General features: G+C 34.8%; 13 protein-coding genes. 8 read left to right on the top strand and 5 right to left on the bottom strand.

What is annotated here, in order from left to right; genetic code table 11:
• Nucleotides 1-120 precede the first annotated feature (120 nt).
• From KCG49_RS05420 to KCG49_RS05410, 3 genes are all read left to right on the top strand, one after another.
• Nucleotides 121-1,530 (top strand): short-chain fatty acid transporter, encoded by a 1,410-nt coding sequence (locus KCG49_RS05420; protein ID WP_218545179.1) that lies wholly within the window; start codon nt 121-123, stop codon nt 1,528-1,530.
• A 197-nt stretch (nt 1,531-1,727) separates the two neighbouring features.
• Complete coding sequence (locus KCG49_RS05415) at nt 1,728-2,561, top strand: beta-keto acid cleavage family enzyme (protein ID WP_256259875.1); 834 nt, start codon at nt 1,728-1,730, stop codon at nt 2,559-2,561.
• Nucleotides 2,551-3,222, top strand: coding sequence for an LbetaH domain-containing protein (locus KCG49_RS05410; protein ID WP_218545177.1), 672 nt, complete (start codon nt 2,551-2,553; stop codon nt 3,220-3,222). Before KCG49_RS05415 ends, KCG49_RS05410 begins: the two co-directional genes overlap by 11 nt.
• A gap of 88 nt (nt 3,223-3,310) precedes the next feature.
• On the opposite strand, the gene KCG49_RS05405 is transcribed toward KCG49_RS05410, so the two are convergent.
• Both KCG49_RS05405 and mtaB read right to left on the bottom strand, forming a co-directional pair.
• A complete protein-coding gene (locus KCG49_RS05405; RefSeq protein WP_218545176.1) occupies nt 3,311-3,853 on the bottom strand; it encodes a hypothetical protein in 543 nt (180 codons plus the stop codon).
• A 57-nt stretch (nt 3,854-3,910) separates the two neighbouring features.
• Nucleotides 3,911-5,236 (bottom strand): tRNA (N(6)-L-threonylcarbamoyladenosine(37)-C(2))-methylthiotransferase MtaB, encoded by a 1,326-nt coding sequence (gene mtaB / locus KCG49_RS05400; RefSeq protein WP_218545175.1) that lies wholly within the window; start codon nt 5,234-5,236, stop codon nt 3,911-3,913.
• A gap of 117 nt (nt 5,237-5,353) precedes the next feature.
• Here mtaB and KCG49_RS05395 point away from each other — a divergent pair, with 117 nt between their 5' ends.
• Nucleotides 5,354-6,967 carry an ABC transporter substrate-binding protein gene (locus KCG49_RS05395; RefSeq protein WP_218545174.1) on the top strand — a complete coding sequence of 538 codons (1,614 nt, stop codon included), beginning with the start codon at nt 5,354-5,356 and terminating at the stop codon, nt 6,965-6,967.
• 44 nt (nt 6,968-7,011) lie between these two features.
• On the opposite strand, the gene KCG49_RS05390 is transcribed toward KCG49_RS05395, so the two are convergent.
• The 3 genes from KCG49_RS05390 to KCG49_RS05380 all read right to left on the bottom strand — a co-directional run bounded on the left by KCG49_RS05390 (nt 7,012) and on the right by KCG49_RS05380 (nt 9,456).
• A complete protein-coding gene (locus tag KCG49_RS05390; protein WP_218545173.1) occupies nt 7,012-7,920 on the bottom strand; it encodes a TolB family protein in 909 nt (302 codons plus the stop codon).
• 5 nt (nt 7,921-7,925) lie between these two features.
• Nucleotides 7,926-9,101 carry a GlmU family protein gene (locus tag KCG49_RS05385; RefSeq protein WP_218545172.1) on the bottom strand — a complete coding sequence of 392 codons (1,176 nt, stop codon included), beginning with the start codon at nt 9,099-9,101 and terminating at the stop codon, nt 7,926-7,928.
• A gap of 103 nt (nt 9,102-9,204) precedes the next feature.
• Complete coding sequence (locus KCG49_RS05380; RefSeq protein ID WP_185789574.1) at nt 9,205-9,456, bottom strand: type B 50S ribosomal protein L31; 252 nt, start codon at nt 9,454-9,456, stop codon at nt 9,205-9,207.
• Nucleotides 9,457-9,616: 160 nt separating this feature from the next.
• Between KCG49_RS05380 and KCG49_RS05375 the strand changes: the two genes are divergently transcribed.
• The 4 genes from KCG49_RS05375 to KCG49_RS05360 all read left to right on the top strand — a co-directional run bounded on the left by KCG49_RS05375 (nt 9,617) and on the right by KCG49_RS05360 (nt 14,774).
• Nucleotides 9,617-10,132, top strand: coding sequence for a DUF4199 domain-containing protein (locus KCG49_RS05375; protein WP_218545171.1), 516 nt, complete (start codon nt 9,617-9,619; stop codon nt 10,130-10,132).
• A 55-nt stretch (nt 10,133-10,187) separates the two neighbouring features.
• A complete protein-coding gene (locus KCG49_RS05370; protein ID WP_218545170.1) occupies nt 10,188-11,138 on the top strand; it encodes a glycosyltransferase family 2 protein in 951 nt (316 codons plus the stop codon).
• A 78-nt stretch (nt 11,139-11,216) separates the two neighbouring features.
• Nucleotides 11,217-12,944, top strand: coding sequence for a phospho-sugar mutase (locus KCG49_RS05365; RefSeq protein ID WP_218545169.1), 1,728 nt, complete (start codon nt 11,217-11,219; stop codon nt 12,942-12,944).
• 3 nt (nt 12,945-12,947) lie between these two features.
• Nucleotides 12,948-14,774 carry an ABC transporter ATP-binding protein gene (locus tag KCG49_RS05360; RefSeq protein ID WP_218545168.1) on the top strand — a complete coding sequence of 609 codons (1,827 nt, stop codon included), beginning with the start codon at nt 12,948-12,950 and terminating at the stop codon, nt 14,772-14,774.
• Nucleotides 14,775-14,867: the final 93 nt, after the last annotated feature.

Here is a 14,867-nt window from a genome sequence, read left to right as displayed (position 1 = left end):
AATTATAAAGACATTGGCTTGAATTTTAACTGATAAGGTTTAGATATTGATACAAATGCAAAACCCCATCTTGGCAACTTAATCGTAAAGTCTTAATTTAGGCATCAAAGATTTACTCTTATGCTTACCAAAGTCGGACAAAAATTCACAGATGGTTTCACCAAATACATGCCAAGTGCTTATGTATTTGCTCTCATATTAACATTAATTACTGGTGTTTTTGCTCTCTTTACTGTAAAAGCAGATAGTTTTTTTGAGAAGGGGATTTTAATTTTAGACGGTTGGTATACCGGATTTTGGGATTTACTTTCTTTCGGGATGCAAATTGTTCTAATTATTATAACGGCATACTGTATTGCACAATCTTCTCCCATAAAAAGAGGTATTGATGATATGGCCAAGCTAATTAAAACACCAACGCAAGTCTATCTTATCATTATTGCACTTGGCGCTTTACTATCCTTAATTAGTTTTGGAATGGTGGTCATTACAGCTATCTTGGGCCGTGAGTTGGCTTTACGTATTAAAGGTATCCACTACCCTTTTTTAGTCGCTTGTGTGTATTTCTCTTTTAATGGCTGGGTATGCGGTTTGTCGAGTTCCATAGCTTTGTTACTAAATACCGAAAACAACTTCTTAATTGAAAAAAATATTTTAAATGGAACCATTTCCACCAGCTATAGTCTTGGTTCTTTTTTAAATCTTAGCATGATTTTTTTGTTTGTAGTGGTGTCCCCCATATTGATTTGGGCATTAATCCCAAAATCATTTGCGGGTAAAGAGCTTAAAGATTTAAGAACAGATTCTGAAGATGAAGAGGGCTCAGTGAAAGAAGAGGCTTTATCCTATAAACTTCCGTTTAAAGCCATTTCTGATGCCTTGAATAATGCTGCCTGGTTACAAATCAGTGTAGCTATTTTAGGTCTAAGCTATATCATCTCCTATTTTTATAATAAAGGATTTGAGCTCAACCTCAATATCATGATTTTCATATTTCTTATCACCGGAATGCTTCTCCATGTTACACCAATGCGCTACAGCATAGCTATGAAACGTGCCAGCAGCAATATCTCGGGAGTATTGTTTCAATATCCATTCTATGCCGGTATTATGGGCATTATGATAGCTTCTGGTTTAGGTGAAAAAATCAGTAATCTTCTGGCATCTATCGCTACACCAGAATCGTATGCTTTTATATCATATTTAACCGGAGGAGTTATCAATTTTGCAATTCCTTCTGCCGGTGGCGAATTTGCCGTTATAGGTCCAAGTATTATAAATATGGTACAAGAATTAGGTGCCAACCTTTCACCAAATGAAATCAAAGCAATGATAGCGAGAGCGTCAATGTCTGTAGCTTACGGAGAAAGCCTTAGTAATTTATTACAACCCTTTTTTCTTTTAATTGTTTTCCCTGTGATGGGAAAAGGGATTAAGATACAGGCCAGGGATGTGGTTGGCTATTTGTTTATTCCTTTTATTGTGTTGTTTGTCATTCAGGCCTTGATGGTGACTTATGTGCCACTATAAAACTTACCCTAAACATATTAATTCAACACAAAACCTTCGATATTAAAACATTCAATGAGCATTCATGTTCACTATTATTTATCGATAAATAAAGCATCGTAAAACCATTCATCGTAAAGTTTGGCAGTTCATATAGGTCTAGACTTAAATTATTCAATAACATCTATATTTAGCCTTAAATAATAATCATTTCCCCATTGAACGACCAAGGTATTATTATCAATTTTTGTCCGACGGGTATGGTACCTACCAAAGCTATCACACCACATGTCCCAACTTCTCCTCATGAAATTATAGAACAAACCCATGAGGCTTATGAGCTTGGCATCACTATAGCACATCTCCATGCCAGACTAGAAGACGGAACACCAACGCATAAAAAAAGCGTGTATCAAAAAATTTTTGAAGGCGTAAGAAAACATTGTCCAGATTTAATACTTTGCGGAAGCACGTCTGGTCGAATGGTAAAAGATTTTGATAGTCGTTCGGAAGTTATAGAACTAAAACCAGATATGTGCTCACTAACATTGAGCAGTTTAAATTTTTTAAAACAAGCTTCAGTAAATGCACCCGATATGGTACAGCGATTGGCAGAGAAAATGGCCAAAAATGGAGTAACACCAGAGCTGGAATGTTTTGATTTGGGTATGATTAACTATGGTCATTATCTCATTGATAAAGGTTACGTAAAAGCCCCTGTGTATTGGAATCTCATTTTTGGTAACATAGCAGGCTTTCAGGCAAATTTTCAGCATTTAGGCACAGCATTATCAAGTATTCCCAAGGAGCATCTTATTGGGCTTTCAGGACTTTCAAATTACCAATTACAAGTTAATGCTGCTGCTATAGCCTTGGGCTACGGAGTACGAGTTGGTATTGAAGATAACATTTGGTGGGACAACCAACGTACACGCCAATGCTCTAATATTGAATTGCTGAAACGCATTCATAATTTAATGGATATACACCAAGCACCACTATTTACTGCGAAAGCTTTTGGCGCACTTGGATTTAGAAACAATGAAGCCTGACCAACATACCACATTTCAACTTTTGGGTTTTGATCCGTATTGGGTTTGTGTTGTTTATGACCTCATTCATTATCAATACAAATTACCTATTAGAGTCGAAGTCTTTCCAAATTTAGAGTTAGATGGCAAGGCAAATGATCTTATAAAACGTATAGATTATACCATAAAATCTATGCAAGATGTACGACCAAACCAACACGTTTTGTTTGGTTTGGCAAGCGGGAGACATAAGCATAAAGTCTATAAGGATTTTAAACCCTATCTCAATAATGAAGATTACAACAATTTAGTTTCCAACTCGTCAGTAATTAGTCAAAGTTGCCAATTAGATTATGGTATTTTAGTAGACTATCAATGTGTAGTGAGCTCCCAAACCGCTATAGGATTTGGGGTTAGTATTAAAAGAGGAGCCAAAATAGGCCATCATAATAAAATTGGAGCATTTACGGATATTAATCCAGGTGTTGTAACATCGGGTAATGTGACAATTGGTAAAGGTTGCGAAATTGGCACAGGAAGTTTAGTGAACAACAATGTTACCATTGGTGATAACACATTTATAGGTATGGGAAGCGTCGTTACCAAAGATATTCCACCTAACTGCATTGCGTACGGCAGTCCATGTAAAGTAGTACGTCCTAACGAACTATGGGAGATTTAAATTTCTATTATCCCATTAAATAAAGCTTATTAAAATGACAAGTTCTAAATGGCCTGCATCGGTTATTTAGAACTTGTCAAACTAAATATTACTCCTTAGTAAAGGTATAAACAAGATCTTGCTGAACTAAGATTTCAAAATCATCTCCTTCAACAACAAAGCCATTTACTTCCGTAAAAGTAATAGTGTTACCATCTATATTCAATATATTGATTTCTTCAAAAGTCTCACCATCCTCTACATAAGTAAACGTAACGGTAATCGTATTTCCATTTCTCACGTAAGTTGCTTGATTGCTTTCTAACCCTGAATCACAGTCGACAATATACATATCTTCCGTCTCTCCTTCTCCATCTACAACAAGTTCGATTTCTTCTAGAGAAAATGTTGATACATAAGTTGCCGTAACATCAGTAAAAATAATGGATTCGTTAGTTGGGCAATTTATTTCATTTAATAGGTTAGCACTAGCAGAACCATCATTGTTTAGATCAAAGGATCCATCTGTGCTCAAAGTAGTTAGCACCCAAGTTCCTTCAAGTGAAACACTGTTATCGTCATCATCATCACTACAAGATGTTACGAGCAAAAGCCCCAATAAAACGAAAAGGTTTAAAAAAATTTTCTTCATAATATGTTAATTGATTAGGCGCAAATATAACATAAGAAACAAACTATATTAGCTCTTTTAAAGAGATTCTTTAACAAAATTAAATCGCACCAAACCATCTTCATCAATTTTAGTCAAATGAACTCCATGAAGCGTGTTGACTAACTCAGGATTCCAAGGTGTTTTTACCTTTACGTAATTTTCAGTAAACCCATGAATATAGCCTTCTTTATTTTCGCTTTCAAACAAAACGGTTCGTTCAGTACCTAGTTGTTCTTCGTAGAATGCTCTTCGCTTTTTGGCAGATAGCCCTCGCAACATTTTACTGCGTTTGGCTCTGATATTTTTAGGTACAACACCATTCATTTCTGCCGCTTCTGTATTGTCGCGCTCAGAATATGTGAAGACATGTAAATAGGAAATATCAAGTTCATTTAAAAAGTTATACGTTTCTAAAAAGTGGTCATCTGTTTCTCCAGGAAAACCTACAATAACATCGACACCAATACAAGCGTGTGGCATGACTTCCTTTATTTTTGAAACACGATTCACGTATAGTTCTTTCATATAGCGACGTTTCATCTTTTTAAGAATATCATTACTCCCACTCTGCAAAGGCACATGAAAATGAGGCACAAAAGCTCTGGATTTAGACACCAAATCTATCGTTTCATTCTTCAATAAGTTGGGCTCAATAGACGAAATCCTTAAGCGCTCAATACCTTCAACTTTATCAAGTTGAGTTACTAAGTCTAAAAAGGTATGTTCATGCTTTTTATTTCCGAACTCGCCTTTACCATAATCTCCAATATTTACACCAGTTAAAACGATTTCCTTAATATCTTGTTGGGAAATTTCCTTGGCATTTTTTAAGACATTGTCCATGGTATCACTACGAGAAATACCTCTGGCGAGTGGAATTGTACAATACGTACACTTATAATCACAGCCATCTTGTACTTTAAGAAAAGCTCTTGTTCTATCGCCTATTGAATAACTACCAACGTAAAAATCCGCATCTTCAATTTCGCAAGAGTGTACCTCGCCAAAGTCGTTTTTTGTTAAATCATTAAGATAATCTGTTATTTTAAATTTTTCTGTGGCTCCCAAAACCAAATCTACTCCATTGACATCTGCCAATTCTGAAGGCTTTAATTGTGCATAGCAACCAATAGCAGCAACAAAAGCATCCGGATTTATTTTTTGTGCTTGCTTTACGATTGTTTTAAAACGTTTGTCTGCATTTTCAGTAACCGAGCAGGTATTAATCACATATATATCCGCTTCTTGCCCAAAGTCCACACGCTCAAAACCTTCGTCTTTAAAACTTCTGGCTATGGTGGAAGTTTCTGAGAAGTTGAGTTTGCAACCTAAGGTGTAAAATACTACTTTTTTCGTTTCCATCTTTTGTTATCCTGAACTTGTTTCAAGATGTTTTTAAATTTACCTTTAGCACTCAAATTGAGAGTAATGTGCAACTTATAAATTTTTGTGGCTGCAAATTTACAATATATTAGTTATATGCTAAAACCGAAAAAAACTGTATTCTACTGTGCCATACTATTTCTAGTTGTCATGTCTTGTACTTCTAAAGAAAAATTAAATAAAGACCACCTCGTCTTTAGATACAACGAGCACAAAAATATAGGTTCTCTAGATCCAGCTTTCTCTAAGGATTTGGCAGACATTTGGGCAACACATCAGTTATTTAATGGCTTGGTACAAATGGACGATCAGTTAAACGTACTGCCCTGTATTGCTAAGAATTGGACCATTACCGATAGTGCCACAACTTATACATTTCATCTTAGAAAAGACGTGTTTTTTCATAAACATAAACTATTTAATAATGATTCAACCAGAACCGTAAAAGCATCAGATTTTGAATACAGTTTTAATAGACTTAAAGATAAGTCAGTCGCTTCTCCTGGCAGTTGGGTGTTAAATAAAGTCGATTATTTTTCTGCTATAAGCGATTCTACCTTTCAAATAAAATTAAAACAACCTTTCCCAGCATTTTTAGGTTTATTGACCATGAAGTATTGTTCCGTCGTTCCTAAAGAAATTGTAAAACACTATGGTAATGATTTTAGGTCGAACCCCATTGGTACTGGCCCTTTCAAATTTAAGCGTTGGGAAGAAAATATTAAGCTTGTTTTTAGACGAAACAACAACTATTTTGAAAAGGACACTAAAGGAAATACGCTACCATATTTAGAAGCTATAGCCATAACATTTTTATCCGATAAGCAGAGTGAATTTTTACAATTCGCACAAGGAAATATTGATTTTGTATCTGGGCTGGATACTTCCTATAAAGATGAAATTTTAACTGCTGACGGTAAGCTACGAGAACAGTATGCAAATGATGTTAACATGATTCGTGGTCCATATCTAAACACCGAATATCTAGCTTTTTATATGGAAAATGAGGTTAATGAATTACGATCCTTAAAACTAAGAAAGGCGATTAACTTGGGTTTTAACCGAGCTAAAATGATGACTTATCTTAGAAATGGCATTGGCATACCTGCTTCGGGCGGATTTATCCCAAAGGGGTTGCCTGGTTTTGACGATGCAATTGGCTTTACTCATCAACCGGAAAAAGCAAAACAATTAGTGGCAGAATTTAAATCTGAAACAGGAATCCAAAATCCAGAAATAACATTGACCACAACAAGTAATTACCTTAGTTTTTGTGAATTTATTCAACGTGAAATTCAAAAAATAGGCATACAGGTCAATGTGGATGTAATACCTGCATCGAGCTTGAAAGATGCCAAAGCGAACGGCCAACTCGACTTTTTTAGAGCGAGCTGGATTGCTGATTATCCTGATGCTGAAAACTACCTATCTCTATATTATAGTAAAAACTTCGCACCGAATGGCCCAAATTACACGCATTTTAAAAGTAATGAATTCGATGCCATGTATGAAACCGCCTATCTCGAAACCGATACAGAAAAACGAGAGCAGCTTTACACCCAAATGGACTCTTTAGTCATGACCTCTGCACCAATAGTACCATTGTTTTATGACGAGGTAGTTCGGTTTACCAGAAAAGAAGTTAAGGGCTTGGGTATTAATGCTACTAATTTATTGGAATTGAAAACCGTTAAAAAAGTAAATGATTAGTAGTATAACTATGAAATCAATTAATTTTCAAAGCCTCCGGTAACTCAAAACTTTTCAAAATAATACAAATCATCGCCTCCTTCTCCCTTAGAGCGTCTCGATGAAAAATAGCCTGTAGTTAAATCCTCATTTATAAAGAATGAAAAATCATTACCCATACTGTTTATGGGTTCATCTAAAGACACCGGAACTTGTTCATCGTCTCCAGATTCTAAATCGTAGACGTAAATATCCAAGCCTCCTTTTCCTCCTCGTCTATCTGATGCAAAATACAGCTTGTTATCCGCACTTACAAACGGAAAAACCTCGGTACGTGAAGAATTAATGGATTCTCCCAAATTGGTAACTTCACCATAGGTTTTATGATTAGAAACAGAAACCTTAAACAAATCGGATTTGCCTTTAGTACCTTTAAAATCTGAAACAAAATACAATACAGATCCATCTGGACTTAAAGCTGGATGTGCATAATTATTATCTGGATTGCAAAATGGCAGAGTTTCAAAATTTGTCCATCCCTTTCCCTCAACATACTCTGCACGCTGAATCATTAAATTGTATGTATCTACACCTTTTCGTTTATTGGTCCCCTTTTCACCTACATGATTTGAAGTAAAGTACATGTATTTTCTATCTTTTGAAAATGTAACTGAAGACAGATTGAATTGCCCTAATTTAGTTTTTTCTATGGGTTTTTCATTTATAATTTCCCCATCTTCACTCAAAGAAGCTTCGTACGTAGTATAGATAAAGCCATCATATTTATCTTTAATTGGGCGACCTCGTTTTGTAGTGAGATGATGACTGAAGTATATTTTATCACCCGCAACCTGTGCACCATAGTGATTGAGCTTGGTATTAATCTTAAGTGGTTTTATTGCAACATCATCGCTTTGCGAAAAGCTATAGGCTAAAGTTAATAAAAGCAGTAGTGTAAATTTGGTTCTAAGCATAACTATTATTCTCTTCTGTATTGTTTTGTTTCTTCGAAAACATGTTCTAAAATCGCTTTGTCTTTGTCTGTAAATTCTTCTTTGCGCCTAGCCATAACTACTTCTGCGACTTCAAACGCCTTATTCGTTTTATAGGTTACGAAGCCTTTACTTCCTCCCCAAGAAAAGCTCGGTACAAAATTGCGAGGAAAACCACTTCCAAAGATATTAGCACTTACACCAACAACCGTACCAGTATTAAACATAGTGTTGATACCGCACTTACTATGATCTCCCATCATAAGTCCACAAAACTGTAATCCAGTTTTTGCAAAGCCGCCAGTTTGATAATCCCATAATCTTACTTCGGCATAATTATTTTTAAGGTTTGAATTGTTCGTATCTGCTCCTAAATTACACCATTCTCCCAAGACAGAGTTTCCTAAAAACCCATCATGGCCTTTGTTAGAATAACCAAATAACACCGAATTATTAACTTCTCCGCCAACTTTACTATGTGGCCCGACTGTGGTTGGTCCATAAATCTTTGTTCCCAATTTTAAAGTAGCATTATTACAAAGTGCTAAAGGTCCCCTAACAACAGAACCTTCCATGATTTCTGCATCTCGACCAATATAAATTGGACCAAAACTGGCATTTAATGTAGCAAAGTTTAAGGTTGCTCCTTTTTCGATAAAAATATGTTCTGGGTTGATTGTGTTTATAGTAGCAGGAATAGGTTCTGATTTTCTATCCTTGGTTATAAGTAAGAAATCATCTTTTATAGCATCTCCATTCTTTGAAAAAATATCCCAAGTGTGCTCTATAGTTAAAACATTACTTTCAAATTCTATGGCATCAAAACTTAAAAAATCATTGACTTCCTCTCCTTCTTTTGCAAAAAATGCAATAACATCTTCTCCTCTAAATAGAGCTTGGTTATGCTTTAAATTCTTTATCAACGTAACAAGCTCCAAATTCGGTAAAAAAGAGGCATTGATCATAATGTTTTCCTCCATTTCTACCATAGGAAACTTATCGGACAAATAATCCTCAGTTACGGTAGTACTTGTATATTCTAAATACGATTCCCATTTCTGACGAATGGTTAAAATACCAACTCTAATATCTGCTACAGGTCTTGTGTAAGTAAATGGTAAGAGATTATTGCGATAAGGACCGTCAAATAGTATATAGTTCATATTGTTACGTCTAAAAATTAAAGTTTTAAAAGTAGCCTAATTATAGAAAACAAAAAAGCCTTTCTGTTATTAGAAAGGCTTTTTCGTTATCTGTAAGCTAAATTTATTTCTTAAACTTAGCATATTTGTTTTTGAATTTATCGATACGACCAGCAGTATCCACTAATTTAGATTTACCTGTGTAATATGGATGCGATGTTCTAGAAATTTCCAATTTTACCAATGGATATTCAACACCATCAACCTCAATAGTTTCATTTGTATCTGCTGTAGACTTCGTTAAAAACACATCGTCATTAGACATGTCTTTAAATGCTACTACTCTATAATTTTCTGGATGTATTCCTGCTTTCATCACTAAATGCTTTAAAATAATTCGATTTTTTCGAGGTGCAAATTTAAATATTTTTTATAAATGTACAATCTTTTTAATGATTTTTATTTTACTTATTCCTGTAACAAATACTTATCTTTGGGTACTAACTAAACAATTAACTATAAAACTCATTTTAATTATGGAACATCAAAAACCAACAGCTGGAAAATTCGCACTTAACTACGGAGTCGTTTTGGGAATGGTAATGTTAAGCATATCTGTAATAATGTATGTTACTGGGATGGCACTTGAGGGAGTTCAATGGCCTGCTGTTATTTATTACATAGCATTTCCTGTTGCAATTATTTATGGCATAAGTCAGTATAAGAAAAGTAATGCCAATACTTTAAGTCTTGGAGATGCCTTAAAAGTTGGTTTAGCTATTGCTATTATTAGTGCATTGGTATATGTAGTTTGGATATTTCTTTTCAATTATGTTATAGACCCAGAATTTACTGCTCAATCCTTAGAGATTGTAAAAGATAAAATGCTAGAAAACCCAAACATGACCGAAGAGCAAATCAAACAAAGTTTAGAATGGGCCGAAATGTTTTCTAGTCCTTCAGCTGCATCAGCTTTTTGGATAGCAATGAGTTTATTTTTTGGCTTAATCTATTCGCTTATAGGTGGTTTAGTAATGAAAAACAACTCTTAACAATAGATAAATAATTTCTCTATTTTTGAAGTCTAGATTAATAGACCACATCAATATGAACATATCAGTAGTTATACCACTACTTAACGAAGAAGAATCTTTAAAAGAACTACACGATTGGATTGTATCGGTGATGCAATCCAATTCGTTTTCTTACGAAATTCTGTTTATTGATGATGGTAGTACCGATGATTCCTGGAAAGTTATTTCTAAGCTCTCCGATGCTAACCGTAACGTAAAAGGCATTCGCTTTCTAAAAAACTTCGGAAAGTCACAAGCACTACATGCTGGCTTCACTAATGCCATAGGAGATGTTGTCATTACTATGGATGCCGATTTACAAGATAATCCAGAGGAAATCCCAGAACTTTATAAAATGATAGTTGAAAATCATTATGATTTAGTCTCGGGCTGGAAGAAAAAACGTTACGATTCTATAATCACAAAAAACCTACCTTCTAAGATATTCAATTGGGCAGCCAGACGTACATCTGGTGTAAAATTGCACGATTTTAATTGTGGTCTTAAAGCGTATTCCAACTCCGTTGTAAAACATATCGATGTCTATGGCGAAATGCATCGCTATATTCCAGTACTAGCTAAAAATGCTGGTTTTATGAATATTGGAGAAAAGATTGTAAAACATCAAGCGCGTAAATATGGAAAAACTAAATTTGGCATGAACCGTTTTATAAACGGTTTTTTAGACTTAATTACAATTTGGTTTGTTTCGCGCTTTGGCAAACGACCAATGCATCTCTTTGGTGCTCTAGGCGTTATTATGTTTGCCATTGGATTTGGATTTGCATTTTATTTAGGATTAGATAAACTGTTTTTTAATCCGACTGGTCGTCTCATCACTGAAAGGCCACAGTTTTATATTGCATTGTCTACTATGATTATTGGCTCACAGTTTTTTATTGCAGGCTTTTTGGGAGAGCTCATATTACGCTCAAAACGCCAACAACAACGTTACCATATCAAAGCGCAAATTAATTTAGAATAGTACCATTAAATTATAGGGCTAATTTTAAGCATCAAAAACCGAAATGCTTACTTTTGTAATATAACCACACGATTACAAATGATTTATATAAAACCCGAAATTTTAGAACGTGTTAATTCATGGCTAACGCCAACGTTTGATAACGAATCTCAAGACCAAATAAAACATATGATAGCTTCTGACCCAAAGGGTTTAGAAGAGAGTTTCTACAAGGACCTAGAGTTTGGTACTGGTGGAATGCGAGGCATTATGGGCTTAGGCACCAACCGTATTAATAAATACACCTTAGGAAAGAACACACAAGGCTTAAGTAATTATTTAAAGCAATCGTTTGTAAATGAGCAAGTAAAAATTGCCATTGCTTACGATTGCAGGCACAATAGCAAAACCTTTGGGAAAGTAGTTGCCGACGTATTCTCTGCGAATGATATTAAGGTTTATTTGTTTGAAGACCTTAGACCAACACCAGAGCTATCTTTTGCATTAAAGCATTTAAACTGCCATTGTGGTATTGTATTAACGGCATCGCACAACCCACCAGAATATAATGGTTACAAAGTCTACTGGCAAGATGGTGGACAATTGGTTCCTCCACAAGATGAAGAAATTATTTCGGAAATTAATTCCTTAAATTATTCTGAAATCAAGTTTGAAGCCAACAATGATTTAATTCAATATATAGGAAAAGATATCGATGATGTATTTATCAATGCTTCAGTTAAAAATGGAAGTTTTGATACAACTTCTGAAGCTAAAGCCAACCTTAACATTGTGTTTACCTCTTTGCATGGCACATCGATTATGTCAGTTCCCGAAACTTTAAACCGTGCTGGCTATACCAACGTTAATATAGTTGAAGAACAGCGCGAGCCAAACGGTAACTTCCCAACGGTTGTATCTCCAAACCCTGAAGAACCTGAAGCTTTAAAAATGGCCATGAAGCTTGCGGAAAAAGTCGATGGAGATATTGTCATTGGTACAGATCCAGATTGTGATCGCTTAGGAGTTGTTGTAAGAAACCTAGATAACGAATTAGTGATACTAAATGGTAACCAAACCATGATCTTAATGACAGATTTTCTATTAAAACAGTGGAAAAGTGCAAATAAAATTAATGGTAACCAATTTGTAGGTTCTACCATAGTATCTACCCCAATGATGTCAGTTTTAGCAGAAGCCTACAATGTAGAATGCAAAATTGGTCTTACAGGTTTTAAATGGATAGCCAAAATGATAAAAGATTACCCTGAGCTGGACTTTATTGGTGGTGGTGAGGAAAGCTTTGGCTTTATGGTTGGTGATTTTGTTCGCGATAAAGATGCAGTTACCTCTACCCTTTTAGCGTGTGAAATTGCTGCACAGGAAAAAGCTGAAGGCAAAACACTCTATGAAAAGCTAATCGACTTATATGTTGAGCACGGGTTTTATAAAGAACGTTTAGTATCATTGACCAAAAAAGGAATTGAAGGAGCAAATGAAATTAAACAAATGATGATCGATGCACGCAAAAATCCTTTAAAAGCAGTTAATAGTTCTAAAGTGATAAGGATTGAGGATTATCAATTATCCATTGCAAAAGACCTAAACGACAATACCGAAGAAACTATTGATATTCCTAAGTCTAATGTATTGATCTACTATACTGAGGATGGAAGCAAAATTGCTTTAAGGCCTAGTGGTACAGAACCAAAAATAAAATTTTACATCAGTGTTAATACCAAACTAGACAATGTGTCTGCTTTTAAAGAAACGGAGCAATTATTGGAAAACCAAATTGATGCTATCCTTAAGGATATGAACTTATAATACATGAATTATATAAAGAAGCTTTTCCGTTTCATTGTTCCGTATAAGCGTTATGCCATACTAAACATTATCTGTAATGTTTTTTATGCTTTATTTGGCACATTAGCCATGGTATCATTGATGCCAATGATTAATGTACTTTTTGGTGAGAGCAAAAAGGTATATACCAAACCCATTTATAAAGGCATAAAATACTTAAAGGATTATATAGAGAATTATCTCAATTATGTCGTTACCACGACAACTGAAACTGATGGGCCTCAACAAGCCTTGCTTTATATGATAATTCTAATTATTGGTCTTTTTTTACTAAAAAATTTATTCAATTACCTAGCACTTTTCTTTATCACTTTTTTAAGAAATGGTGTTTTGAGAGATTTAAGGGACGAAATCTATTACAAAGTCGTTACGTTACCTATTTCGTATTATTCTGAAAAGAAAAAAGGTGATGTCATTGCCAGAATCTCTGGAGATGTTAATGTAGTTAAAAACTCCATGCTATCAGTTTTAGAACTCATTGTAAAAGAACCATTGACTATTATTTTTGCTATTGTGGCAATGTTCATGATTTCTGTTAAGCTCACTATTTTTGTATTTATCTTCATACCCATTGCTGGCTTTATTATTTCTAGGATTGGGAAAAGTTTAAAACGTAAATCAGATAAAGTACAGAGAGAGCAAGGTGTCTTTCTTTCAACCTTAGAAGAAACATTAGGAGGCTTAAAGGTTATAAAAGGATTCAATGCCGAAAATAGATTTCATAAAAAATTTCAGAGTTCTACAAATCGCTTCTATAATTTTTCCAACACTTTAATAAATCGTCAAAATCTGGCATCTCCAACCAGCGAATTTCTTGGTATAGCTACTATTGCAGCATTACTATGGTATGGAGGCAATATGGTGATGGTAGAAAAAACGCTTTCTGGAGGAGCTTTTATAGGTTATATGGCATTGGCCTATCAAATTCTTACACCTGCAAAAGCTATTAGCAAAGCTAGTTACCAAGTAAAAACAGGGAATGCTGCTGCTGAACGTATATTAGAAATTATAGAAACTGACAATATTTTAGAAGACCGAAGTAACGCTATTATTAAAGAAGATTTCGAAACCGAAATTGATATAAATAACGTATCGTTTAAATATGAAGATGATTATGTATTGAAAAACTTTTCGGTTAAAGTTCCCAAAGGTAAAAGCGTAGCTTTGGTTGGGCAGTCGGGTAGTGGAAAAAGTACCATAGCCAACTTGGTAACACGCTTCTATGATGTCAACCAAGGTAGTATTTCCATAGATGGTGAAAACATTAAGAATCTTACCAAACACTCACTACGAAGTTTGATGGGATTGGTAACACAAGATTCCATTCTCTTTAATGATAGTATTAAGAATAACATTTTACTTGGAAAAGAAGATGCTTCAGACGAGGAGATTATTGAAGCTTTAAAAATCGCCAATGCATGGGAATTTGTAAAAGATTTGCCTCAAGGTATCGAATCTAACATAGGTGATTCTGGCGGAAAATTATCTGGTGGACAGAAACAACGTATTAGTATAGCCCGAGCTGTCTTGAAAAATTCGCCAATTATGATTCTAGATGAAGCTACCTCAGCTTTAGACACGGAAAGTGAGCGTTTGGTGCAAGACGCTTTAGAGAACATGATGAAAAACAGAACCTCAATTGTTATTGCCCATCGATTGTCTACAATTCAGAATGCAGATTTAATCGTGGTGATGCAAAAAGGTGAAATTGCAGAACAAGGTACACATGCAGAGCTTATGGCAAAAAATGGCGTTTACAAAAAACTTGTAGAAATGCAGAGTTTTGAGTAATTACGCCTAATCTGTTGTTTTTCAACATAAGTTTTCCCTCTAATTATATCAAAAGTTATATTGCCAATAAAGTAAGTGGCAGTTTGAGTCTTG

The organism is Winogradskyella luteola (assembly GCF_019203985.1).
Lineage (GTDB): Bacteria > Bacteroidota > Bacteroidia > Flavobacteriales > Flavobacteriaceae > Winogradskyella > Winogradskyella luteola.
Note: the sequence above shows the minus strand (reverse complement) of the source record. Positions and strands in the feature narration are given on the sequence as shown.

Bases quoted from the DNA above. Each gene is read 5' to 3' on its own strand.
- KCG49_RS05390 (WP_218545173.1), bottom strand. From the start codon at position 7,920: ATGCTTAGAACCAAATTTACACTACTGCTTTTATTAACTTTAGCCTAT.
- KCG49_RS05410 (WP_218545177.1), top strand. From the start codon at position 2,551: ATGAAGCCTGACCAACATACCACATTTCAACTTTTGGGTTTTGATCCG.
- KCG49_RS05360 (WP_218545168.1), top strand. From the start codon at position 12,948: ATGAATTATATAAAGAAGCTTTTCCGTTTCATTGTTCCGTATAAGCGT.
- KCG49_RS05395 (WP_218545174.1), top strand. From the start codon at position 5,354: ATGCTAAAACCGAAAAAAACTGTATTCTACTGTGCCATACTATTTCTA.
- KCG49_RS05370 (WP_218545170.1), top strand. From the start codon at position 10,188: ATGAACATATCAGTAGTTATACCACTACTTAACGAAGAAGAATCTTTA.
- KCG49_RS05380 (WP_185789574.1), bottom strand. From the start codon at position 9,456: ATGAAAGCAGGAATACATCCAGAAAATTATAGAGTAGTAGCATTTAAA.
- KCG49_RS05375 (WP_218545171.1), top strand. From the start codon at position 9,617: ATGGAACATCAAAAACCAACAGCTGGAAAATTCGCACTTAACTACGGA.
- KCG49_RS05385 (WP_218545172.1), bottom strand. From the start codon at position 9,101: ATGAACTATATACTATTTGACGGTCCTTATCGCAATAATCTCTTACCA.
- mtaB (WP_218545175.1), bottom strand. From the start codon at position 5,236: ATGGAAACGAAAAAAGTAGTATTTTACACCTTAGGTTGCAAACTCAAC.
- KCG49_RS05420 (WP_218545179.1), top strand. From the start codon at position 121: ATGCTTACCAAAGTCGGACAAAAATTCACAGATGGTTTCACCAAATAC.
- KCG49_RS05405 (WP_218545176.1), bottom strand. From the start codon at position 3,853: ATGAAGAAAATTTTTTTAAACCTTTTCGTTTTATTGGGGCTTTTGCTC.
- KCG49_RS05365 (WP_218545169.1), top strand. From the start codon at position 11,217: ATGATTTATATAAAACCCGAAATTTTAGAACGTGTTAATTCATGGCTA.